Origin of the sequence: Neolewinella xylanilytica, assembly GCF_002934605.1 — a bacterium.
GTDB classification, from domain to species: domain Bacteria; phylum Bacteroidota; class Bacteroidia; order Chitinophagales; family Saprospiraceae; genus Neolewinella; species Neolewinella xylanilytica.
Map to the genome: position 1 here is coordinate 410,097 of NZ_PTJC01000006.1, position 26,484 is coordinate 436,580.

Below are 26,484 nucleotides of genomic sequence, written 5' to 3' on the forward strand. Positions count from 1 at the left end.
AGGGTGTCCCGCTTTCATCAGGTCGAAAGCCCTCACGCGCTCACCATTATTACGTTGATAAATCCTCTTCTTATGCCCCGTATTGTATGCTTGTGCTTGCTATCACTTTGTCTATTGACAACGATAAACGGGCAGGACCTGCCCTTCGAGATCGAAGTAGAAGACTTGAACCTACACGAGAATAGCAGGGATATGGACATTCGAGTTATGAATGACCGGATGTATGTACGGACTTCCCTGAACTGCCTGTATTCCGGAAGTTTGGACGGAAGAAACCTGAAGCAGCTGGAATGTGATCCGAACGAGACTTACAACTTCATCTTTAACAATGGACCGGGTTTTTTCCGCCTGGCTGGGTTGCGGCAAGACGGTAAGTATCCGCTCTATTTTTACGATTCCGAGGATAACCGACACGAAGCTTTTGTATCCGACACGCCAATTTGGCATACCCGATTCTTACCATCCGGTGATTTGCTCGTTGTAACCGGTGACAAAATTTACCGGGTAGATGCACAAGGGGAAAACCTTACCGAACTGATTGAATTTATCGGTGGACCGTTTTATCCTTCGGCTGCCGTATTAGGAGACGTGGCGCTGTTTTACGTAGGAGAAGGTGATTTGTACATCTCGGATGGCACCGTGGAAGGAACCTACCAGGCGGGGACGGACGTGGGGCGCTGGTACATTGACGACGCCAGAAGGTCGGCCGATCATGTATACATTAAAAATTTAGAGGACAACAGTTTGTGGGACGTGCATTTGCGCAGAAATGGCTTCGCGGAAAAAATATGGGATTCCGAGATAATGGGGTCCGAGGGAGATCAACTGCGGGACCATTTCACGGTAAACGAAAAATTACTGATAACAATTTATGAGCCTGCAGTCAGACTAATTCATTTGTACAAGTACGAAAACGGTGCGCTTCATCCGATGAAAAAACCAGGCACCAACGACCAATACAGAGTTACAGAAGTCCACTATACCGAGGATGATCGGGCCATATTCAGAGGGGGCAACAGATCACAATTCGGAATGTACGTCACGGATGGAACCAGCGAAGGAACCCGTCTGGTGGTGGATTGGAAGTTTCGAGAAGACTACACCTGGTGGGACGTTCCCCACTTTGAACGGCTGTCCGAGGACCTGTTTCTCTTCGATGCGAAAAAATACCAGGTCGAAGGAGTCTACCGACTTTTTACTATGGACTTATCGAATGGGACGGTTAAGGATGCCGGTCCCATAGATGGCTCCAATTATTATCTACACCTTCATGAGCTAAAGAATCATTACCTCCTATACTCATGGGATAACCACCTTCTATTGGACAAAGAAAGCCTGGAGCTCTCCCCCTTCGGTTTCAACCCCGATGGACTTCATAGTCATACAGTAGGAGATAGTCATATCTATATGTTAGATCCACGTGACGAGAACTATCGCAGATCGACCATTACAGCAATCGACAAGGGTGACGCGAACTGGGAAAGTTTCTCTTTACCCCGATCGCCGGAAGGTGACGTTCAATACGTGGAGGATTTAATCGGGCACCAAGGTAACGTATATGCCATCGGCAGGACCTCGGACTTTGCGTACCGCCTATACCAATTGGAGGGAGGAAGTGAGGAAATTAGTTTTGTCTGCAATTTGCCCACCAGTCCTCGCCATAGCGATATTCGGGCCTACTTTACCGGCGCCGACGGCGAACTGTTCTTTGACACCCACGGCCTGATGTACCGGTACGATCCGGATGGAATCTCTGCACTAGGGGAGAAAGACTACGGTGCGGTTCCCGATAGTTACGTCGGACAGCTTGATGGGGTGGACCTATTTCAGGTAGGGCATCAAGTAAAGATGCCCGAGTTGAATAAAAGAGTTTCCATACCCTATTTTAATATGTGGTATGACAATAAGGTTTCTCCGGCTGTTCTAAGCAACGATAAATTTTACGTCCTCACCCATAAAATCGAGGAGTCGGACAGTTCGGCGATGACCGTAATCCATTCCGGTGACCTATCGACTACGGTCCTGATGGACACGGTCGTCAGCTACCGATCCGAACGAAACCCGGGAGAATACTTTCCCGTCCTCGCGCCACTCCGCGATAAGCTCTATTATGTTGTCCGGCGTTTGAACAAGCCGGGGGAGCCGGAGGTCGTCTGGCACAGCCTGAATACCCGCACGGGGGCTACCGGGCCCGCCGCTGAACTGGCGACCGTCACCCATGCGGGGGGGCGCGCGGTAGTATTCGAGGACCATTTATATTTCATCAGTAACCACGGGGGAACCGACCGGCTGATGCGCCTGGGCGGCGATGGTATGCTGGACCAGCTCGCCGTGGTGAAGGAAGGGGAAGAATTGGTGGACGTGATGACCTTCAAAACCTCGGTCATCGCCATGACCGACTATCACATCATAGACGTCGACCGGCTTAGTACCCTCACGACGTGTCCCGAAGGCAAACAGTTCGAGCAAATGAAGGATGTGGGCGGGGAGTTATTCGTTGAGATTTCCGATGCGGAAGGGCTCGGTTTTTATAGCTACCGAAGCGAATCGAACCGGTTCGTTCCGCTGGCAACCGGATTTGACTTTCCCGAGGATCTAGATGCGGGAAGACGATACGAACGGAGCAACGCCGTTATCGGCAATAACGTCATGTTCAGAGGGATCAAGGACGGTACTTATTACTTCATGCTGTACAACGCCAAACAGCAGAAGTACCTGGAAATTGGAAAAATGGATAACTCTTTTGTATACGGTTATTCAGGGCCGCTTGGCATGGCGCACGAAGGGCGGTATTACTATACCTTCCTCGATCCTGAACTAGGACTCGAGCTACACCATTTTCGCCCCCCTTTTACCCATACGCTGAGCGGTACGGTCACGGATAGTGAAGGTCGGCCGGTCGTCAACCGACGGGTGGAGGCCATCGGCCGGGACGGGCTTTCTTCCTTCACCGACTCGCTGGGTCGGTACACGCTCTATCTGGATGCGGAGGAGGGATACACCATTCAGGTAGTCGCTGATGTTTGCTATGCTGGCAGCGGTGCCGTTTCGATAGTTACGGATGGCGGGGACGAGATAGACCTAAAGCAGGACTTTACCATCGACGGGAAGGACGGGCAGACGGTGCTTTCGGCCCACCTGGCCTCCGGGCCCGCCCGCTGCGGCTTTACCGTGCCGTTCTGGCTGACGGTCAACAATACGGGATGCCAGTCGCAGAACGGAGAGATGGTACTGGAATTACACGAGGAAGTCTCGTTGGTAAATGCCGAAACCGAACCCACTGATTTCAACGAGGAAACCAACCGCCTGCGCTGGAACTTCAGCGACCTGGCTCCTGGCAGCCAGCACCAAATTGCGCTTCAGCTGAGGATGCCGAGCGAGCGTTTGGCCGGTCAGCCTATTCCGATGAACGCCATTAGCATCACGACCGACACGGACGGCACCGAGATCCGCGACACCTTCTTCTACGACGACATCCTCCGCTGCGCCATCGACCCCAACGATAAGCGTTCCTGGCCCGCCCGCGCCGAAGCAAGCAATAGCAACTACACCCAGCTCGACGAGGCGATCACCTACATGATCCGCTTTCAGAATACGGGCAACGACACGGCCTTCACCGTGCGGCTGGAGGATCAACTGTCTACCGACCTCGACTGGAACACCTTCCGGCCGCTCACCGCCAGCCACGGAGACCCCCGAGTGACCCTGGGCGAGGGCGGTAACCTGGAGGTCCTATTCCCCAACATCCTGCTCCCCGACAGTAGCACCAACGAGCCGGCCAGCCACGGCTTCTTCAGCTTCGAGATCAGGGCAAAAAAGGGGCTGGACGATTTCACCGCCATCGACAATACGGCCGGCATCTACTTCGACTTCAATAAACCGGTGATCACCAATACGGTGACCAACACGCTGGTGGAAACCCTGGACGCGGACCAGGACGGCTACCTCTTCTTCGCCGACTGTGACGATGCGAACGCCGCGATAAATCCCGGAGCTAAGGAACTACCGGGCAACGGCGTCGACGAGAACTGCGACGGATCCGACGCGCCTACTTCCGTTCCGGTCTTCGCTTCCCGTATCCTGGAAGTGGCGCCGAACCCTACCCACGATGCGGTCCGCATCCGGCTGTCGGAAGCTATCCCCGTACGGTATACGCTGATCGATCCGCGGGGCCGTCGGGTAGGGGAGGGGCGATTCCAGGGAGAGACCATCCTCGATCTGGCCCGGCTGCCCGTGGGCCTCTACCTGGTCCGGCTGTCGGATTATCGCGGAGGCAGCGCTAATTTGCGCGTACTACGCCAATAGGGCAGGGGGTACCCCGGTTACCGGACCACCACGAAGTCCGTAAACAGCTCGTCTTCCGGCGCCGCCAGGTACTTGCCGAGGTATTCCGGGTCGTAGATCCAGTTCCAGCCCTTTTCGAACTCGGTGTACATCTTGGAGGGCACCTTCGCTTCCGGGAAATAGTAGTCGCGGGTTTCTTCCGAATCGATGAGCCAGATGTAGCTGAACTCCCCCTTATCGGGCCCGGAAAGGTTCTTCAGAAAGATCAGCTTGGAGTCGGGCAGCGCATCGGAGCGGGTGGGCGACCAGTAGCGGTGAATGAAGGTCTCAAAGTCACTGCGGTTGATGCTGTCCATCAGTAGGATAGTGTGGAACCCCCAGATAGCGCCGGGTTGTAGCCAGTTGCGGGTGATGGGGTCACCGGAGTCGATGATCAGGTAATCCTGCCGGTCCTCCCCTTCGGTGGTGGTGAGCTCCGTTTGTTCCGGCACGAGGGTGAGCATGACCCCACGGCCTTCGTATCGGCCGCGCTCACCCCGCAACAGCGACGCGGTTCGATCGCCCTTTGCCTGCACGTCGGCATCGGACAGCGGGGCGTTTTCCGGAAGGAATTGCATACTGATCACCATGCCGTCGCGGAGCCGGGGAGACGGCTCGGCGGATTGGGCGAGGAGGGAGGTAGCGAAGAGGCCGAGCACGAGAATGGCTCCCGGCCGCAGGGGAGAAAGGTTGCACAGATCCATGACTTCAAGTTGTTAGGGTGACTAGGTAAATTCCGTTGGAAGTCTGGGGTCTTGCCCTACAAGATAGGGGTGGTAAGAATAGGTTGCAAGCAATATTTTCGGCTGGCGCGGCTTTGGCACCCGCGCTCCGGCGCCCTGCCTCCTACTGGTCCGGAAGGGTAAGAATCGATCGTTAATAGGACAATGCCCCGCTTCCCGCCGGCGTTAGGAAGGGACCGGGGGAGTTGACCCACCGGTAACTGGATTCGACCACGGCTAGGACCGGCTTATGCCGCGTCTATGGAAGAGTCCGGTACATTACGAGACGCTGCGACCAGAACACTGTATTTCTGAATAAGTGAATAATTCACTGATTCTCAGAGACGTGTCTCGATATCCCCGGCAATTGGCGGGGATGGGAACCAGGAGAACTTATTCGGAGCAAATGCTTGCCCATGGTTCTACTTCTACGCAGTTTTTTATTCGTGGCGATGATTTTGGCGGGAGCACAGCTCCTGGGACAGGATCCCTTTTTCTCCCAATTCTACGCTAACCGAGTATACCTCAACCCGGCCTATGCGGGCCTGGAAGCCGGTACCCAGCTCATTCTCAACTATCGCGATCAGTGGTTCGGCCTGCCCGACGCCACCAGTATGCCGTTTCAGGGTGGCTATCGAACGTACAATGCTACGCTGAATCAGCGCATGCCCTGTTTCAAGGACATCGAGCGGGCCACCTTCGGCATTGCCGGATCGGTGTTTCAGGACGAAACCGGGGCCGCCCCGCTCAAGACGACGGGCGTGGGCCTGGCCGGCGCCTTCGAGTACGCCTTTATCAATCCCGACCTGAAGATCAGCAACGGCCTGTCGCGGCTGGACATGCGCATGGGCGCCCAGCTCAGCTTCATGCAAAGTTCGCTGGCCAGCGGTGATTTCATCTTCTCCTACCAGCTCGATCCCGTGACCGGCGTAGTGGGCGCTTCGAAGATCATCGACGTCGCCACCGGCCCCTACATGAATATGAACATCGGCGCGATGGTGCGCGGCTCCTGGAACCACGGTTTGCAGGACTACACCATTTTCACGCTGGGTGCCAGCCTTTCGAACGTCAACCAACCCAACGTCGCCTTCGACGAGGAGAGCGCCAACGTGGTGCTGCCCCGCCGTACTACGCTGCACATGGGACTGACCCGGCGGGTGAGCTCCATGAAGGGTACGCGGGCCTATACGCCTACCTCGATCGCCCCGCAGTTCCGTTGGGACAGTCAGCTTGGCGGGAAATTCAACCTCTACACCGTCGGCTCTTACCTGCTCGGCAAGGGCCACTACACGGGCATCTTTTACCAGTTCAACACCCCCCGCCGGCCCGCTACCAACACCGGGAACCCCATCGGCGGGCGCAACTCCAGCACCCTGATCATGTCCTACGGCATCGACGTTCGGTCATTGCTCGACGTGGGCCGCCGGTGGCGCGACCGGGCTACGGGCTGGATCGTGGGCTTTTCCTACGATCTGCCGCTGAACGGCATCAATGCCTCCTCCTCGGTGGGAACGATCGAAGTCAACTGCCGCATTATGCTGGCCGACCTGAAATCGAAGTGCCGCATCCTGGGTAAGAACGAGCTCTACAAGGGCGCGACCTGCCCCGTAAGTTTCTAGAAAGACACCCCTATATCCCGTTTGAAAATTTTCGTTTATGCGAATTTTTACCCTTTTACTCTTCACGATTACTTCATCCTGGATCTTCGGGCAGCGGTGTCCGGCCGATTTCGATTTCACGGCCGTCAGCTGTAATGAGTTCCAGTTTACACCGGTCACCGCCTCCGCGGGTACCTACAAGTGGTCATTCGGTGACGGGGCCACGTCTACTAAGCGGAACCCTACCCATATTTTCGATGCCGACACCGATGGCAGCTACAGCTTTGACGTGACGCTGATTACCGGCGGCAGCTGCGTCCCGGATACGGTAACCCGGACGGTCTCGATCAGTGCCTCCGATTTGCCCGACGCCTCGATCGAGAGCGTCGGCATATACAATTTCGTGAACTGTGCGCCGACGGACGACCCCAGCTACCAGCTGCGGATTATCAACACGTCCTCGACATTAGCGAGCAACATTTATTACATCGTCGACTGGGGTGACGGGTCCACGCGCTACGAAGGAGCCACCCTGCCGAATCTGACGGCGCATACCTACACCTCCGTGGGGCTCTACGACATCGAAGTATCGGTGCAGGGCGCCAACGGTTGCTGGGCGAAGGAGACTTTCGAGTTCTTCTACGGTAGTAACCCCGGGGGCAACATCGTTCCGGTGAGCAACCAGATCGCATGTGTACCGGAAAACGTGGAGTTCCGGATTTCGGGTACCGAGGATAACCCCCCGGGCACGATCTATAAGATCTGGGTCAACGACGGCAGCGGCGATACGACCTACTTCAATCACCCGCCGCCCAAAAACTTCAGCTACTACCTCACCACCAGTCCGTGTGAAAGCGAGGAAACCGCAAACAACTACTTTAACATCTACTTCGAGGCCACCAACCCCTGCTTCACGCAATCAGGGGGTACCATCATTCGGGCCAATAAGTCGCCGGAAATGGACTTCGACGCCGACGACGTAGCCTGTGAGGGCGGGGTGGTAGAAATTCGCAATAATTCCACGCCCGCCCTCTACGCGGTCGGGAATACCTGTAGCTTCGAGATGCTTACCGAGTGGTCCATCAACGCGGACCCCTCGAAGTACGAAATCGTATCGGGTTCGCTCAACAGCGAAAACGGACTGGATATCCGCTTCAACGAAGCCGGAGAGTACGAGATCACCCTCAACTATACGCCGAAGTACAGCAACGCCTGTACCTCGCCCCCGATGACGCAGACCATCTGTATCCTGCCCGAGCCGGAGGCCAGTTTTTCGGCGGTCAATACCGATCCGGAATCCTGTTCCCCCCTTACGATCCAGACCACCAATACCTCCAATACCCTGACCACCTGCGGCGCGGAGGCGACCTACGAATGGCTCGTGGATTACCTCGCGGCGGACTGTGGCGCGGAAGAAGCCGGCTACACCGTGCTTTCGGGCGGCGGCGCGCAGGAGCTAAACAGCCAGGACCTCAATATTCGCTTCGACTCCAGTGGCATCTACCGGCTGGGACTCGTAGCCACCAACGAGTGTGGATCCGATACCAGCTGGCAGGAATTTACCGTAGCCGAGCCCCCACGGCTTAGCATCGCGGAAATCGCCGACACCTGTTTCCTCGATCCGATCGTGATCGAACCCGTCCTGAACATCAGCCTCGACTGCTCCGATCCGCCTGCCTATACCTGGGACTTCAACGGAGGTCGTGGCGGCGATATCACCAGCCAGTTCCCCGGCCCGGTTACCTACGACGCTCCCGGTATCTACACCATTCGCCTGCGCGTCAGCAACAGTTGCGGAACGACCGTGGTCACCGAAACCTTCGAGATCGCCGGTCCGCCGGAGCTTCCCGAAATCACCGTCACCGACCAGGCCTGTGAATCCTCCAGCGTTTCCGCCAGCCTGGGTGGAAGCGAAGCGGGACTGACGTTCTCCTGGACCGGCCCCGACGGATTCACCTCCGACCAACCGGAATGGACCATAGCGAACGCCCAACCCCGCAACAGCGGCGAATACACCGTGGAAGTGACCAACGCCATTGGTTGTAGCAATACCAAGACCTACACCGTGGAGGTGAACCCCGGCGCCCCCATCGACGTGGATGGCGGCGACGTAGAAGTTTGTGCCGGAGACGACGTCACCCTGACGGCCACCGGTGGGGCTACCTATACCTGGACGGGCGATCACCTGTCCGGTACTACCGGCGCTTCGGTCGTCTTCAACCACGACGTCCCCGGCGTGTACACCGTGGAAGTACTGGGTACCGACCCGGCGGGACGTTGTGACGCCAGTGACATCATCACCGTTACGGTTCATGCCTACCCGGTCGCCGATGCCGGTGAGCCCCGGGTTGCCTGCGTTGACGAAACCATCGAACTGGAAGGTGCCCCCTCCAGCAGACACCGCAAGGGCGACTGGTCGGGCGATTACATCAGCGCCGACGGGGAGTTCTCCGCTCCCGCCCCCGGAACCTACACGGTGACCTACACCTATACCAACGAGGCGGGTTGTACCGATTCCGACCAGACCACCATCTGCGTCCGCGAAGCACCGGATGCGAACTTTACCCTGCCCGAGGCCGCCGGCTGTATGCCCGCCGGCCTGACCCTGCGGCCCGAAAACCTTACCTCCGCCGTCAGTAGCTGCGACGAGGCCGTGATGACCTGGAGCCTGGCCGCCGCCAAAAACGCCTGCTACAGCGGCGGCGTCGTATTCGCGGAAGGGACCGACGCCAACAGCTTCGAACCGGTCATCACCCTTTCCGAGCCCGGAAACTACCTGCTGACCCTGACGGTCACCAGCAGCTGCGGAACCTCCACCCACACCGAGAAAGTGGCCATCGGAGAAACGCCGAGCGTCGAAATCCGGCCGATCGATATTCTTTGCGGACCACAGGAGGTAACCTTCGCCACCCGCGGTGCCTATTGCGATATCGCCACCACTACCTACGCGTGGGATTTCCCCACCGCCTCACCGCCTTCGACCTCCACCCGCCTGCAACCGGAGGGTGTTTACTTCGGACGGGGAGAGCATACCGTCACCCTTACCGCTACCAACTCCTGCGGCACCCAAACGGTAACCGAGACCTTCACGGTGGCCGGCGATGCTACCGTAGACATCGACATTTCCCAGGACGAGGTCTGTCTGAACGGCGATAACACCGTGTCCGTAACGAATAACAGCACCGGCGACATCAGCGGATACCGCTGGACGGCATTCGGACCGAGCGGTAACGTAGTGGCCACCTCCACCGAGGTTGCGCCGACCTTCACCGTGATTGCGGCCGCGGAGGTAGGAACCTACCGTTTGGAGGCCTTGATCTCGGTCGACGGCTGTAGCGACATCACCTGGGATACGTTGGTGACCGTGGGGGGTGTACCCGACGTCACCATCGATGACATCGTGGTCGCCTGTGGAGCGGATACCTTCGAGCCTTCCGCCGATTACGGTGCCGCCGCGGCGATGATCGATTCCGTCCGTTGGGTATTCCCCGCCGGAAGTACCCCCGCCTTTTCCACCGACCTGGAACCCGGGGAAGTAAACCTCGCGTCCTACGGCAACGGCCTGGAAGTGAGCCTGACCGTCTACAATGCCTGTGGTACGACCACGGTTACGGAAAGCTTTGACGTCGAAGAACCTACGGTAGTCGACATCGGCTTTGACAAGAATAGCATTTGCCAGGGCGAAAGCGTGGCCGTCACGAACAACAGCACCGGTAACGGACTGACCTATACCTGGTCGGTGAGCCCCTCCGCTAACGTTGTGATCAGCGATGTAAACGCGGCCGAACCGACCTTCACCTTCAACGGTGGGGTAGGGAACTACACCATTACGGCTACGGTATCCAATGGCATCTGCGCGGACCAGACGGTCCGGCACGAGGTGAGCGTCGCCGTCCTGCCGGTCGTCACCGTAGCCAGGATCGACGACGCCTGCGGCCGGGTACGGGTGCGACCATCGGTCAATTACGGTATTGATGAATCCCTGATCGATTCGATCCGGTGGGTTATAACCGGTATGACGGGCACGAACGCGGGAGCAACGATCTACTCCGGCGCGCCCTGGGACGGGAATTTTGACGTCGACGTGGCCGGAGATTATGTCTTTACCGCCATCGCCTACAACGGCTGCGCGCCGGACGGCGTCGCGGTGGAGGAACCCTTCACCGTGCTGGACGGTCCGCCGGTTAGCTTCACCTTAGACCGGGATATGACCTGTTTCGGAGGAACGATCCGGGTTACGAACACGAGTGCCCTGACCAAGAACCCCCGGTTCTACCTCCTGGACGCCAGTGGCAATACGGTGGCTTACGAATCCCGTTCGCCGGCTACGTTCACCTTCCCGGACTATATGGCTCCCGGCACCTACACCATTCGCCTCGAGCTGGACGATAAAAAGTGTGGTACCGGATCCGAAGAGGCCTTCGTGTACCTCATTGACGAACCCGAAGTGGTACTGGATCCGATTCCCGACGGCTGCGGATCGGCCACCGTGGCCCTGACCGCCACCCATACCGACTCTACGCTACTGACCGCCATTCGGTGGGAAATCCACGATGGCTCGGGCAACCTGGTTTACGCGGACGACTCCTTCCAACCCCTGGCTACGGACTTGCCCGCCGGCGATTATACCGCGACCGCTACCGTGACCAATGCCTGTGCTACGGACCGCAGCCAGCAGACTTTCACGATCGTCCCGGGCACTGCGCCTACCTTCGATCTGGACGTTGCGGAAACCTGCCCCGGTGAATCCGTGACCGCTACCAGCACGACCAGCGGCCTGACCAATATTCATTTTTACCTACTCAATGCCGCCGGCGATCAGTTGCTGGACGTGAGTGGTTCTCCGGCAACCTTCCTGCTCGGCAATGCCTTCCCCGCCGGTACGTACACTATCCGCATGGAAGGACGGAGCACGGACTGTGGCGGTGGTACCGTCGCTACGGAGCTTCCTTTCGAGGTGACCGGCTCGCCCAGCGTTACCTTGGATCCCGTAGCGGACGCCTGTAGCCCGGCTACCTTTACGCCTGCTGCCAGCTTCGTCGACGCCACTGCGGTAGACTGGGAAATCACCGACGCCAGCGGCAACGTGGTGTACACCGATGCTACTTTCTCCCCGGCGGAAGTCACCCTCCCGACGGGTACGTATACGCTGACGGCTTCGGTCACGAACGCCTGTGGTAGCGGTCAGCATAGCCTCACCTTCGACGTTACGGAGCGCAGCGAGCCGATCCTTTCCATCGATACCGACGGTATTTGTCCGGGCGGAACGATCACGGCCACCGATACGAACGCTGATTTCACCGACGTAAGCTTTACGGTGCTGGACGCTGGTGGAGCGGTTCTCGCGACCAATGTCGGAGCTCCCTTTACCTTCGGAAGCGACCTGCCCACCGGAACCTATACCCTCCGCATGGAAGCCAACAGCATCACCTGCGGAGAAGCCATGCAGGTGGATACGCTGGTACGGGTGACGGATGGCCCTTCGGTCGTCGTGAGCCCCGTTGGCGACAAGTGCGGCTCGATCACGTTCACGCCTACCGGTAACCACACCAATGCCATTGGCATTAGCTGGGAAATTCGCGATGCCTCCGGTGCGGTAGTTTACACCGACAATAGCTTCACGCCGGCGGAAGTCACCCTGGGTGGCGGCGACTACACCCTGTCCGCCACCGTAAATAACGGCTGTGGGAATGCCACCGATGCCGTGAGCTTCTCCGTAACGGGCAATGTAGCCTCGCTGATCACTTTCGATCTGGACAGCAACCGCCACTGTGAGGGAGAATCCTTCACCGTGACCAACACCAGCAGCCACCTCAGCAACGTCACCTTCACGATCATGGACCGCTGGGGGAATGCCATCCAGCAAACCACGGACTCTCCGTTCACTTTCGGCAGCGACCTCATTGCGGGGAACTATACGGTACGGATGACCGGTGACAGCGACGCCTGTGATGGAGCGAGCATCAGTAAGGATGCAACCATCACCGTACAGGCGGAACCCCTCGTGGTGCTAACCCCCGTAGTGGACCGCTGCGGCTCGATTACCTTTACCCCGACGGCCCGGATCACCGATGCCAGCGTCATCGAATGGTCGATCCGCAACGCTCAGGGCGTACGGGTATACACCGACGACTCCTTCGACCCCGCCGAAGTGACGCTCCCCGCCGGGTTCTATACCCTCGCCGTGGAAGTGGCCAACAACTGCGGCATTGCCGACGACGCCACTACCTTCGAAATTTCCACCGGCGAGGCACCCACCTTTACGCTTAGCTCCGAAACCACCTGTACGGGAGACGCGATTACGGCGACGAACACGACCTCCGGTCTCGATGATCTCGCGTTTACCGTTATGGATGCTGCGGGCAATCCCGTGGCTACCAGCACGACCTCTCCGTTCACTTTCGGCACCGACCTGCCCGCTGGCATTTACACGGTGCGCATGGAAGGGAATAGCAGCACCTGTGCCACCGGCACCGTCGCTACCGAGCAGGTGGTTACCGTCGCTACTTCGCCAAGCATCGCCATTACGCCGGTTGCGAATGGCTGTGGTTCGGTGACTTTCGCGCCGACCGCCGTAACCACCAATGCCAAGGCTATCCGGTGGATAATCCAGAACGCCGCCGGAGAGCAGATTTTCACCGACGCGACCTTCGAACCCGGTCAGATCACCCTGGCCGCCGGCACGTATACGCTCAGCGCCACCGTCTCCAACGATTGCGATACAGCCGCCGACACGGTCACCTTTGCCGTAGATCGGGCCCCCCTGCCGGTCCTGAGTCTCGATACCGATAATAGCTGTCAGGGAGAAACCATCACCGCTACCAGCGTGAGCCAGGACGTAAGCAACCCGACGTACCGGGTGACCAATGCTTCCGGATTCACCGTGGCCACGGGCAGTGGTCCCTCCTTCTCCTTCGGTACGGGCATCGTTCCGGGTACCTATACGGTCACCCTGGCGGGCACGAGTATCTCCTGTGCGGGAACTGCCGTAAGCGTGGATACCACCGTGATCATCCGGGCCAATCCCGTGGTCCATCTCGATCCGGTAGCCGACAATTGCGGTTCCATCACCTTTACCCCCGCGGCGGTGTACACTTCCGCCAAGGGTATTCGCTGGAGCATCCGGAATGCGAGCGGACGACAGGTATACACCGATGAGTCGTTCGCCCCGGCGGAAGTCGCACTCGGACCCGGTTTCTACACCCTTACCGCTATCGTATACAACGATTGCGCCACTGACGACGACGTCACCACCTTCGAAGTGGGTACCGGTACGGAGCCGACCTTTTCCCTCGACGCCGAAAGCGTCTGTGAAGGCGAAACCATCACCGTGACGAACACGACTAGTGACCTCAGCAATGTCCGGTTCTCGGTCCTCGACGACCAGGGTGCCACCGTTGCCTCCGGGAATACTACTTCCCTGACCTTCGGCCCGGGCCTCCCGACGGGAACGTATACGGTTCGCATGGAAGGAACCAGCCTGTCCTGCTCGTCCGACGCGGTTTCCCGTGAGGAAGTAGTCCAGATCATGTCCCTCCCCACGGTGACCGTGGATCCGGTTGCGGAATTCTGTGGTGAAAGCGATTTCACTCCGACCGCGAGCACGGTGTTTGCCACGGCTATCAGCTGGGAGGTGCAAGACCGGAACGGTGCGGTGGTGTACGCCGACAATTCCTTTGCCCCCCGCCCGGTGGTGCTTTCCGCCGGAACCTATACCCTGGTCGCCATGGTCTCGAATGACTGTGGTACCGCCGAAGACCGTACGTCCTTTACGGTCAATCCAGGCCCGACCCCGAACTTTAGCCTGAGCAGCTCCGCCGTCTGTCAGGGCGGAAGCATCGTAGCGGTCAATCGCTCCACCGGAAACATGGATGCCTTCACCTTCGACGTGCTCGACGCCGCCGGCCAGGTGATCATGAGCAGTAGCGCGTCGCCGGCTACCTTCACTTTCGGCAATGAATTGCCGATCGGTAGCTACTCTGTACGCCTCACCGTGGGAAGCGCGTCTTGTGCGCCCGTCAGCAACAGCACATCCGTTAAACTAGGCGCTTCGCCCTTTATCGTAGTAAATCCGGTTGCGGACCAGTGCGCGCCGGCCGAGGTATCCCTCTCCGCCAGCCACACCGATCCCGCCCAGGTCACCTTCATCAACTGGCAGATCCGCGACCGGACCGGCAAGCTGGTCTATAATAACGACAGCTTCGACCCCCCCGCCGCCGCCCTGAACGAGGGAACCTTCTACCTGACCGCAACGATAGCTAACGAATGCGGCGTAGCCCGCAGTCGGGATACCTTCAGCGTACTAAGTCCGACCACTCCGGTATTGGCCCTCAGTGCCCCGACCATCTGCGAGGGAGAAACCTTCACGGCAACGAACGGGACGTCCGGCCTCTCCGACCTGACCTTCACGCTGCTGGATGCCAGCGGTGCTACCGTAACCACCGCAACGACCACGCCCTTCGTCTTCGGCGACCAACTGGCAGCAGGCACTTACACGCTGCTGCTGGAAGGAAACAGTGCCATCTGCGGCGAGGCCGTGCTCACCGATACGACACTGACGGTTTCCGCCGGACCCACCGTACGCCTGGAACCCGTGGCTGACGCCTGTGGATCGATCACTTTCGTGCCAGTGGCCACCGTTACCGATGCCCTGCTTATTGGCTGGAAAATCACCGACGCTACGGGAATGCCCGTCTACGCCGACGATAGTTTCTCGCCGGAAACCGCTTTTGTCGGACCGGGAGCCTACACCCTCTCCGTCGAGGTGAGCAACGAATGCGGTAGCGACCGGGACACGGTAACCTTCACGGTTACGGCTCCCGACGCCCCCACCTTCACGCTTTCCGCGGAGGATGTCTGTGAAAAAGAAACCGTAACGGTTACCAATACCACTGCCGGACTGCAGAACGTAAACTTTACGGTCCGGAATGAAATGGACGCGGTCGTAGCCACCGGTTCCGCCTCGCCCTTCACCTTCGGCAACCGCCTGCCCGGCGGCCGCTACACGGTGACGATGACCGGAATCAGCACCGGCTGCGCCAACGCCACGGTACGTGCCGATACCACGATCACGATACGCCCCGTACCAACGGTAGCCCTTGCGCCCGTCAGCGGGAACTGCGGATCCCTCACCTTCACCCCGCTGGCTACCGTGGAAGATGCGACCAGCATCCGGTGGAATATTCGCAATGCCCGGGGAACCGTCGTCTACACCGACGAAACCTTCGATCCGGCGGCGGTGACCCTTGGCCCCGGCTTCTACACCCTGGCCGTCGATGTCGCGAATAACTGTGGCATTGCGGTCGACGTGACCACCTTCGAGGTAACGGAAGGCCTTCCGCCCACCTACAGCTTCGATACCGAAAACGTATGTGAAGGCGGAAGCTTTACCGTAACCAACACAAGCAGCGACGTTACCGAACTGACCTTTAGCGTTCGCGACGCGGACGGAACCATCGTCGCCAGCGGCACCGCTTCTCCGTTCACCTTCGGCAGCGATCTCGCGGCGGGTACCTATACCGTCCGGATGGAAGGTAAGAGTGTCAGCTGCCCCGCCCAACCCGCGGCCATCGAGCGGCAGGTGAGCGTAGCCGGCGTCCCTACGGTGGTCGTTGACCCGATTGCCGATGGCTGTGGAACGCTGACGTTCATCCCGTCCGCCACCCGGACGTTTGCCGACGATATCCGCTGGACCATCACCGACGGAAACGGAACGGTGCTGTACACCAACACTTCCTTCAACCCGGAGCAGGTTACCCTCGGAGTAGGTAATTACCAACTGACCGCCGCCGTAAGCAACGATTGCGGATCGGCCGACCACGTAGTGTCCTTCGCCGTAACCGGTGGCTCCGAGCCCGCTTTTGCCCTCGATAAGGATGAAAGCTGCGAAGGGGGCACCTTCACGGTGACCAATACCACCGCTACGCTGGCCAACCCGCGCTTCTCGGTGATTGATGGAGACGGGATCACGGTCGCTTCCGGCACCGGCACCCCATTCCGCTTCGGCGCCAAACTGAGTCCCGGCACCTTCACCGTCCGCATGGATGGGTACGACACGGCCTGTGGCGACAGCCCCGTAAGCACGGATACCACCATTACCATCTACGCCGATCCCTCGGTAACGGCGGAGCCGGTAGCCAGTGCCTGTGGTTCGCTGACCTTTACCCCCTCCGCGGTCTACGCCGAAGCGAGTGGCATCGACTGGAAGATCCGCAATGCCGCGGGTAACCTGGTGTACGCGGCCACCGGCTTCGATCCGGCGGAAGTAACCCTGGGCCCCGGTTTCTATACCCTGCTGGTGACCGTCACCAACGACTGTGGAAATGCCAGCGACTTCACCACCTTCGAGATCGAGCAGGGTAGCCCGGCTACCTTCTCCCTGAATACCGACAACGTCTGTACGGGTGAAATCGTAACCGTGACCAACACCAGCTCCGACCTCGCCAACCTGCGGTTTACCGTTGTCGATGCGGCCGGAGCCACGGTTGCCACCGGCACGGCTTCCCCCTTCACCTTCGGTAGCGACCTGGCCGCCGGTACGTACACCGTACGCATGGAAGGAGAGAGCGTCTCCTGTGCAACGGGTACCATCGGCACGGAAACTACGGTAGTGATCGATACGACGCCGACGGTTTCCCTGGAGCCGGTTGCCGACTTCTGCGGGGAATCCGATTTCACCCCCCGGGCTACCCTCACCGGTGCCCTGGAAATCCTCTGGCAGGTGACGGATGCCGACGGTTCGGTTGTCTACACCGATGCCACCTTCGATCCGGTGAATGTGAAACTTTCCGCAGGTAGCTATATCCTGAAGGCGACCGCCACCAACGGTTGCGGTGCGGCCACCGACGTAGTCTCCTTCACCGTTAACCCGGCTCCCGCGGCCAACTTCTCCCTGAGCAGCACCGCGGTCTGTACGGGAGGCAGCATCACCGCTACGAAACTTTCGGGCGGTGGAATGGATGACTTTACCTTCACCCTCGTTGACCGCGATGGCAACGTGGTGCGCACCAGCGCCGCTTCCCCCGCCACCTTCACCTTCGGGGAAGACCTGGCGGTAGGCGAATACACCGTCCGCCTGGAAGTAAGCAGCCCCAGCTGTGCGCCGGTAAGCAACAGCGCCCGCATTAACGTGGGAGCCCTGCCTGCCATCGCACTCGTACCCCAGAACGACCAGTGCGGTCCGGGACAGGTACAGCTCAGCGGCAACTACAGCGATCCATCCCGTATCAACTTCATCAACTGGCAGATCCGGGATGAAGCGGGCAAACTGGTTTACAACAGCGACGCCTTCACTCCGCCCGTTGCCAACCTGCGTGAAGGGGTGTATCACGTAACCGCTATGGTGGCCAACGAATGTGGCGTCGCCCGCAGCCGTGACACCTTCCAGCTCTTCGAAACGCCGGAACCCTCCTTTACGGTAGACAGTGAAGTTGCCTGCCAGGGAGGTACCCTCACCGTAACCAATACCTCGGTGGGAGACGTGACCGACTTTACCTTCTCCCTCGTCGACCCGATGGGGACCACCATGCTGACCAGCAGTGCTTCCCCGGCTACCTTCTCCATCGGAGAAGCGCTACCCGACGGAGAATACACCATCCGCCTCACCGCCGGTAATCCCTCCTGTGGTATGGAGACTTCCGAGACCAGCATTACCGTAGGTGGTGCACCGACCATCGAAGTGATCGCCCAACCCGATTACTGTGGACCGAATACCGTCAGCCTTTCCGCCGCTCATACGGGTGCCACCAGCATCGCCTGGGCAATTACGGACGCGAAGGACAAAGTTGTCTTCGAAAGTGACGTGGAGGATGCCCCCACGCTGAACCTGAACCCGGGTACGTACGTCGCAGCCGCCACCGCCACTTCCGGCTGTGGAACGGTAACCGACCGGGATACCTTCCGCATCTTCGCGGAGCCGACGCCGTCGTTCACCGTGAGCAGCGACGTAGTCTGCCAGGGTGGGACGCTATCGGTAGCCAACACCTCGACGGGTGACGTCACGGACTTCACCTTCAGCCTCATCGATCCCTCGGGAACGACCGTACTGACCAGCGATGCCTCTCCGGCGAACTTCACCATCGGACAGGGCCTGCCGAAGGGGACGTATACGCTGCGCTTGACCGCCGGCAACCCCGAATGTGGAATGAAATCCGACGAAATGGCGATTACCATTGGCGGCCTCGCGACCGTGGATATCCTTCCCCAGCCGGATTTCTGTGGCCCGACCACCGTAACCTTATCGGCCGCTACCGCGGGCGCTAAGCGCACGGAGTGGCAGGTGACCAATGCCGCCGGAGAGACTGTCTTCGCAAGCAATATCCCCGACGGGCCAACGCTCAATCTCGAACCGGGTACCTACGTGGTAGCCGTAACGGCCACTTCCGACTGTGGATCGACAATCGACCGCGATACCTTCCGCATCTACGATGATGCTATGCCCTCCTTCACCGTGAACAGTGATTTCGTCTGCCAGGGAGGAACGATCCGGGTCACCAATACCTCCGGTGCCGACCTGACCGACTTTACCTTCTCGCTGATCGATCCGATGGGCACGATCGTGGCTACCAGCCAGGCTTCCCCGGCAAGCTTTGCGATTGGCGAAAACCTGGCCAACGGAGCTTACACCATCCGCCTCACCGCCGGTAACCCCGAGTGTGGAACCCAGCGCGAAGACGCCGTCATCACCGTAGGTGGAGTTCCCTCCATTCAACTGACGGCCGAGCCCGATTTCTGTGGTCCCACCACGGTTGCCCTTTCCGCCGCGATAAACGGCGCGAACCGGGCCAGCTGGCGAATTACGAATGCCAGCGGAGCAACGGTGTTCGAAAGCAATATTCCCGATAACCCCACCCTGAGCCTCGCACCCGGTACCTACATGGTCACCGTCAACGCGGCTTCCGACTGTGGTAGTACCGTCGAACGCGATACCTTCCGCATCTACGCCGAACCGGTGGCTGACATCTCCCTTTCCGCAACCGATCTGTGTTTGTCCGCCGGGAATACCGTGACCGTACGGAACGGAAGCACTGACCCGCACCTGAACTACCTGTGGTCGGTCAGTCCGGCCGGCAGCGTAACGATCGACAATGCCCGCTCGGCCAAACCGACCTTTACCTTCACCGGAGCGGGTACCTATACCGTGACCGCCGAGATCGACAACCCGAGCTGTGACCCGATCACCTGGACCGGCACCGTCGACGTGAAGGAAAGCGTAGCGGTACTACTGGCTAACCAGGATCGCTTCTGTGAAAGCGTAGACCTGACGCCGATCGTCGTGTACGGCGGGGCACGGGTTGACAGCGTACGCTGGTCCTTCCCCGGCAGCGTCGGTAATATCACCTCCCGCGCGGAGTACCCTACCGCCATCCCTTACCGCGAAGCCGGTACGTTCGTCTACGAACTGACGGTGTACAATAGCTGTGGGGTGACCACGGTAGCCGATACCATTCACATCGACGCCACCCCCGAACTGACGATGGGCGGCCGCGATACCGTATGTATCCTGGACGGCGTCTACGCCCTGCCCACCCCGCTGCCCGCCGGCGGAAACTGGACCGATACGCGAGGCCGCACGGGCGTAGTGACCGCCAGCGGTGACTTCAACCCGGTAGCCGCCGGCGTAGGCACCACCGTACTGACGTATACGTACGATAACGGGGCCTGTACCGTATCCGGAACCCGGGAAGTGGTGGTAATCGAGAAACCCGCGGTGGCCGTTTCCGAACCCGTACTGGATGCCTGTGAGACCGATACCTACTTCGTACTCTCCAATGGTAACCCGACCGGCGGCTGGTACGAAGGCCCCGGCGTCATCGACCGCAGTGGCGTAATGGATCCCAGCTCCCTCGGCGCGGGAACCTACACCCTGACCTACTACTACCGGCCCGCCGGTATGACCTGTACGGGATCGGTTGACTTTACGGTCAATGTCCGCCCCGGACCGATCGCGCGCATCGATGCCCCCGACTTCGTCTGCATCGACGAGCCCGTTCAGTTCAAGCAGAGCGGCACGGGAGGCGTACGCTACGTGTGGCGTAACTCCGACGAACCGCCGGTACGGATCGAAAATCCCGTATTTACCTTCCGCACCCCCGGCATCCACACCGTGACGCTAACCGCCTACAATGCATTCGGCTGCGCCCACGAGGTGGTGAAGCACATCAACGTCACCGGAACGCCGGTGGCCCGCTTCGAAAAGGAGCAGGATGTAGCCTGTGACGACGTCCCCTTCACCTTCTACAACAATAGCCAGGTGTTCGGAGAAGCCGTCTACTACTGGGACTTCGGCAACGGACGCACAAGTAGCAGCGAAAATCCCGCCCCCGTCCGCTTCGAGCGCGGTAGCGTGGATACCACCTACCTGGTGAGCCTGACCGTCACCAACGACTGTGGTACGCATACCTACCGCGAGGAGGTCACCATCACCACCGAGCCGGTAGCCGCCTTCGCCCTTAGTGAGGAAGCCGGATGCTCGCAGCTGAACGTCAGCTTCGATAATCAGACCGCCGGTACGCGGAACAAGTACAAGTGGTTCGTCAACGGCGAGCTGTACTCTATCGCCGCTACGCCGCCCGCCCGCTCCTTCATTGCCGAAGGCACCGAAAACGCCACCTTCGACATCATGCTGGTGGCCTACAATAGCTGTGGTAGCGATACCCTGACCAAGACGGTCGTTTCGAAGCCGAACGAACTACGGGTGCGTTTCAGCGCCGACGAGCGTACCGGTTGCGATCCCTTCACCGTCCAGTTCCGCAACTTCAGCAGCCCGGATAGCCTGGTAACGTACGCGTGGGACTTCGGTGACGGCTATTCCTCCGACGAGAAAGAGCCCGAGCACACCTTCCGCAACACCACCGACGGCGTCAAGACGTACAACGTCACCCTGGTGGCCGACAACGGCTGTACCCGCGATGAAATCACGCTACCGGTGACGGTGTATCCCGCTCCCGACGTGTCCTTCGAGGTTGCCAGCGCCACCTGTGTGGGCGATAGCGTCTACTTCCGGAATACTTCCGGTCGGGTAACCGACTTCGTCTGGACCTTTGGCGACGGATCCACCATCAAGGACGTGGAGAACCCCGGCCACGTATTCCCCGGCCCCGGTGAATACACGGTCACGCTCTCGGCCTCCGTCGAGGGTGCCGACTGTCCCGGCGTCTTCAGTCAGCAGATCACGATCCGCCCGGCCCCCCCCGTGGCCGTGACCGCCGAGAATGTCATGGGCTGTCCGCCCCTGCAGGTCGACCTGAAGAACCTCACCGAAAGTGGCAGCTACTTCAGCTGGAACTTCGGTGACGGGAATACCGCCGTCGGCGCTGAGCCACGTACCCACACCTACACCACGCCGGGTACGTATGAGATCACCCTTACCGTTCGCGATGCGTACGGTTGCAGCAACGACGCGGTATTCTCTTCGGTCGAGGTTCACGACGTCCCCAAAGTGAAGTTTGCCGCCCAGGCCAGCGAGGCGTGTGACGTACCGCAGGCGGTATGTTTCACCAACCAGACCACCGGTGCCAAGGGCTATTCCTGGGATTTCGGCAACGGACTGACCTCCGGGCTGAACACCCCCTGCATTACCTACACCGAAGCCGGTACCTACAACGTTGTCCTGGAAGCCACCAACGAGTTCGGCTGTAAGGCCGCCGCAGCTAAGCCGCTGCCGATCTACGGTAAGCCCGTAGCCGAATTCAGTATCCCGGATACGGCAACCTGTGTAGCGGGTGACCTGCCATTCGTCAGCGAAAGCTCGAATACCGATTACATCAAGTGGACGTTCTCCGACGGATTTACCACCGAAGGAGCAAGCTTCAGCCGCAGCTTCGATGAGCCTGGTCTGTACGACGTGACCGTCATCGCCGGCAACGGTAGTGGCTGCGCCGATACCACGACTTTCCGGAACTTCGTGGAGATCTTCCCCCGCCCGGTCGCCGACTTCGAGTTCGACAACGCCGAGGGTGAGGCAATGAACACCATCCAGTTCTTCGACCGCTCGAGTGCCGACGCCGTTTACTTCGGCTGGGACTTCGGTGACGGCCACGGCAGCACGGAACTGGATCCGGTACACCGTTACCTCTCCGGCTTCGATAAGACCGTTACCCACTGGGTCGAAAACGACTACGGCTGTCAGGATACCGTGGCCAAGAACGTGGACCTGGAGATGCTCGTCGGCCTCTTCGTACCCAACATCTTCACCCCCGAGGATAACACCGTCGAGGAGCAGAACGTCTTCAAGCCTAAGGGCATCGGTCTGGAAGACTACTACATCGCCGTCTACACCCGCACCGGCCAGTTGGTCTGGGAATCCGAGGCCATCGACGGCGAAGGTTCCCCGACCGAGGCCTGGGACGGTACCTTCCAGGGGCAACCCGCCAAACCGGGTACCTACGTCTGGCGCGTCCACCGGGCCAAGTTCCGCAACGGCCGCGGCTGGACGGGCATGGCCAACGAAACCGGTATCATTGCCAAGACCGGCTACGTGACCCTACTGCGGTAACCGAGGGCGCCGGCGCGCAGGAAGCACGCCGGTCTCCGAAACCCCAAGCAATCCCGGTAAGCGATTCGTCGCTTACCGGGATTTTTTTTTGTTCGGCGCATCCGTTAAGGTTTCGGGTGCGACTGCGCTGCAGTCGGGAGGAAAGTGGCTATTCCCTTGCCGGGGTCGCAAGCCCGGGCAAGGGGGGGGTGACCGCGCTGCGTTTCCTTCCCGCCCCGCGCGGCCCTCCAGACTGCAGCGCAGTCAAACCCCATTCCCCCGAGTGCAACTCGTGTTCAGCACAACTCGTGTTCAGTACCCCCCCAGAACAAAAGATGCTAAGAAACCAACCGGCACCAAACCCTTCGACCAAGCCGTTCACCCGCGCTCCGCCGCAAAATCCTTCCACCTCGTTTATGTATCTTGTTCCTTCTTCCGCCCGCCTTCTGGCCACCCCCATTACCGTCGATCAAGCAACATGACCACAACCCCTCGCTTTCCGTACCGCCCCGCAGCGGTCGTATGCTTCGGCATCCTGCTGGCAACCGTTTTCTCCTGCCAGCCCGACGATCAGGGCGGATCCGTAGACGACGGTAGCATGCCCGAGGAAAACCGCTTCACGACTACCGTCCTGACCGAGCCCGGTGACCTGGACGAACCGATGGCCTTTACGTTCCTGAGCGACGAGGTCATGATGCTGGTCGAGCGCAAGGGTGGCGTAAAAACGTTCGACGCCGCCACGCGAAGCATGAAGACGGCCGGCCACATCCCGGTAAATACCATCTACACGAACAAGGAAGGCCAATCCCGCCCCGCCGAGGAAGGATTGATGGGCGTAGCCGCCGACCCCGATTTCGCGGAGAACGGATGGGTTTATATGCTCTATGCCCACCCCGACGAAGCCAAACACGTGCTGTCGCGCTTCGAGTACGACGGCGATAGCCTGCTGTTGGGCTCCGAAAAAGTCGTTCTGGAATACGCCGCCCAGCGCGAAGTCTGCTGCCACACCGGCGGCGGCATCACTTTCGATAAGAACGGGAACCTCTACCTGACCACCGGCAACAACACCGCCAATCCGCCCATCGGCACTTCCAACCTGGACGAACGACCCGGCCACGAGACCTCCGACGACCAGCGTACCGCCGGGAACACCAACGACCTGCGCGGCAAGATCCTGCGCATCCACCCCGAGGACGACGGCAGCTACACCATCCCAGCCGGGAACCTCTTCCCGCAAGGCACCGAAAAGACCCGTCCGGAGATCTACACCATGGGGCACCGGAACCCCTGGCGGGTCAGCGTCGACAGCGAAACCGGCTACATCTACTGGGGCGAAGTGGGGCCGGATGCCTCCGAGGATTCCCGGTACGGGCCCCGGGGCTACGACGAATTCAACCAGGCCAGGGAAGCGGGCTTTCACGGCTGGCCCTACTTCATCGGCGACAATATCCCCTACATCGATTACGACTACGCCACCGACTCGGTGAGCCAGCCCTTCGACGTCGACAACGTAGTGAACGACTCGCCGAATAACGACGGTCTGGCCCAGCTGCCCAAGCCGGTGCCGGCCTTTATCTGGTATCCGTACAGCTATTCGGAGGAGTTCCCGCAGATGGGCAGCTCCGGCCGGAGTGCTACCGGCGGTCCCGTTTACCGGCAGGCCGATTTTCCCGATACGGATTATCGTTTCCCCAGCTACTACGAGGGGAAGTGGCTGATGGTGGAATTCATGCGCGGCTGGATCATGGCCGTGGAAATGGACGAGCACGGCGACTACGTCGGTATGGAACCTTTCCTGCCGGAAGAAAACTTCAGCAGCGCCATCGATATGCTCTTCAGCCCGGACGGGAGGCTGTACGTACTCGAGTACGGCTCGGCCTGGTTCCGTGGCAATGAGAACGCCCAGATCAAGCGCATCGAATACAATGGCGGTAATCGCCCGCCGGTAGTGGTAGCCAGTGCCGACAAAACCGCCGGGGCCCTGCCCCTGGAAGTGAAGCTCACTGCCGAAGGCACCGAAGACTACGACGAGGACGAGCTGGAATACCAATGGACGGTCAGCTCCGATAACGGCTATTCCGAAACCTTTAACGAAGCCGATCACACGGTCGTCCTGGATAAGGAGGGTGCCTACACCGCCGAACTCGTCGTAAGCGACCCGGCGGGCAACAGCGACCGGAAAAGCTTCCAGATCCTGGCGGGTAACGCGCCGCCGGAGGTGGACATCGTACTGACCGGCGGTAACCAATCCTTCTTCTTCCCCGGTAGCGAGTTGCAGTACGACATCCGCGTGGCCGACCCCGAAGACGGATCCCTGGAAAGCGGGGAGATCAGCGCGGAGGCCATCGCCGTCAATTTCGATTACACCCCGGAAGGCTACGACCCCATCGAGATCGCCCAAAATCACGTCAGCAGCGACGAGTGGGTGATCTACCAAAAAGGAAAGGACATGATCGGGGAAAGCGACTGCTTGTCCTGCCACCGGGTGGACGTGTCCTCCGTCGGGCCCAGCTACCAGGCCGTAGCGGAGAAGTACCCCAGTACACCGGAGCAAAAGGCGATCAGCGCACGGCGGATCATCGAAGGTAGTGTCGGTTTATGGGGCGATCACGCCATGAGCGCTCACCCGGATCTGTCCGAACAGGACGCCATGATGATGGTCGACTACATCATGAGCCTCGACCAGCCCGAGCCCGACCGGCGGTCGATACCCCTGAAGGGTAGCTACGTTACCGCCGTTCCGGAAGCGGAAAACGGCAAGGGGGGCTTCCTGCTCCGCGCCGCCTATACCGACCGGGGGCGGGGCCAGCTGGGCTCGCTGACGTCCGAAAAGATCATTGCCCTGCGCAACCCCGTGTTATGGGCGGAAGGGGCGGATTACAAAGAAGGCACCCAGCTGATGACGACGCCCCGGCGTTCATTCAACGTCGTTAAGGACGGTGGTTTTGTCGGCTATCGCCAGCTGGACCTCACCGGGATCGGCGAGATCGTCATCAACGCAGAGGCAAGCGAGCGGGCCGGTGCCGCGGGAGGAACGATCGAGGTGCGGCTGGATAGCCCGGACGGGAAGGTCATCGGACAAACCGAAAAGGTGGTCCACCTCGAACTGGACTACGACGCCGAGCTACGCAAACAACGGCAAGCCTGGGAAGCCGCCGGCAAGCAAGGACCGGAACCCAGTATCTGGCAGGTACGGCAGTCGCTTAAGCCCAATTGGTCCGTTTCCGTCGGCGGTACGGAGGGGGTACACGACGTCTACTTCGTCGTCCGTAATACGGAGACCAAACCCGGCCAGATCCTCGTACAGCTCGACACCATAGCCTTTAAATCCGGTAGCCAGCTATCCCGGTAATTCTTTAGCACGGCC

5 protein-coding genes are annotated in these 26,484 nt (G+C 59.7%); 4 read left to right on the top strand and 1 reads right to left on the bottom strand.

Annotated features, from left to right (window positions below; all coding sequences use genetic code 11):
- The first annotated feature begins 114 nt into the window (after positions 1-114).
- Positions 115-4,305 carry a DUF7619 domain-containing protein gene (locus CLV84_RS10915; protein ID WP_170067670.1) on the top strand — a complete coding sequence of 1,397 codons (4,191 nt, stop codon included), beginning with the start codon at positions 115-117 and terminating at the stop codon, positions 4,303-4,305.
- Between the two features lie 17 nt (positions 4,306-4,322).
- Here CLV84_RS10915 and CLV84_RS10920 read toward each other — a convergent pair whose 3' ends face one another.
- Positions 4,323-5,027, bottom strand: a complete 705-nt coding sequence (locus tag CLV84_RS10920; RefSeq protein ID WP_104419829.1) for a hypothetical protein — start codon at positions 5,025-5,027, stop codon at positions 4,323-4,325.
- A gap of 434 nt (positions 5,028-5,461) precedes the next feature.
- On the opposite strand from CLV84_RS10920, the gene CLV84_RS10925 reads away from it, so the two are divergent.
- The 3 genes from CLV84_RS10925 (at position 5,462) to CLV84_RS10935 (ending at position 26,469) form a co-directional block, all read left to right on the top strand.
- Positions 5,462-6,664 carry a PorP/SprF family type IX secretion system membrane protein gene (locus CLV84_RS10925; RefSeq protein WP_104419830.1) on the top strand — a complete coding sequence of 401 codons (1,203 nt, stop codon included), beginning with the start codon at positions 5,462-5,464 and terminating at the stop codon, positions 6,662-6,664.
- A 37-nt stretch (positions 6,665-6,701) separates the two neighbouring features.
- Entirely contained in the window at positions 6,702-23,138 is a 16,437-nt protein-coding gene (locus tag CLV84_RS10930) for a PKD domain-containing protein (RefSeq protein WP_104419831.1), read from the top strand.
- 457 nt (positions 23,139-23,595) lie between these two features.
- Positions 23,596-26,469, top strand: coding sequence for a PQQ-dependent sugar dehydrogenase (locus CLV84_RS10935; RefSeq protein ID WP_104419832.1), 2,874 nt, complete (start codon positions 23,596-23,598; stop codon positions 26,467-26,469).
- Positions 26,470-26,484 lie beyond the last annotated feature (15 nt).

Bases quoted from the DNA above. Each gene is read 5' to 3' on its own strand.
- CLV84_RS10920 (WP_104419829.1), bottom strand. From the start codon at position 5,027: ATGGATCTGTGCAACCTTTCTCCCCTGCGGCCGGGAGCCATTCTCGTG.
- CLV84_RS10925 (WP_104419830.1), top strand. From the start codon at position 5,462: ATGGTTCTACTTCTACGCAGTTTTTTATTCGTGGCGATGATTTTGGCG.
- CLV84_RS10930 (WP_104419831.1), top strand. From the start codon at position 6,702: ATGCGAATTTTTACCCTTTTACTCTTCACGATTACTTCATCCTGGATC.
- CLV84_RS10935 (WP_104419832.1), top strand. From the start codon at position 23,596: ATGACCACAACCCCTCGCTTTCCGTACCGCCCCGCAGCGGTCGTATGC.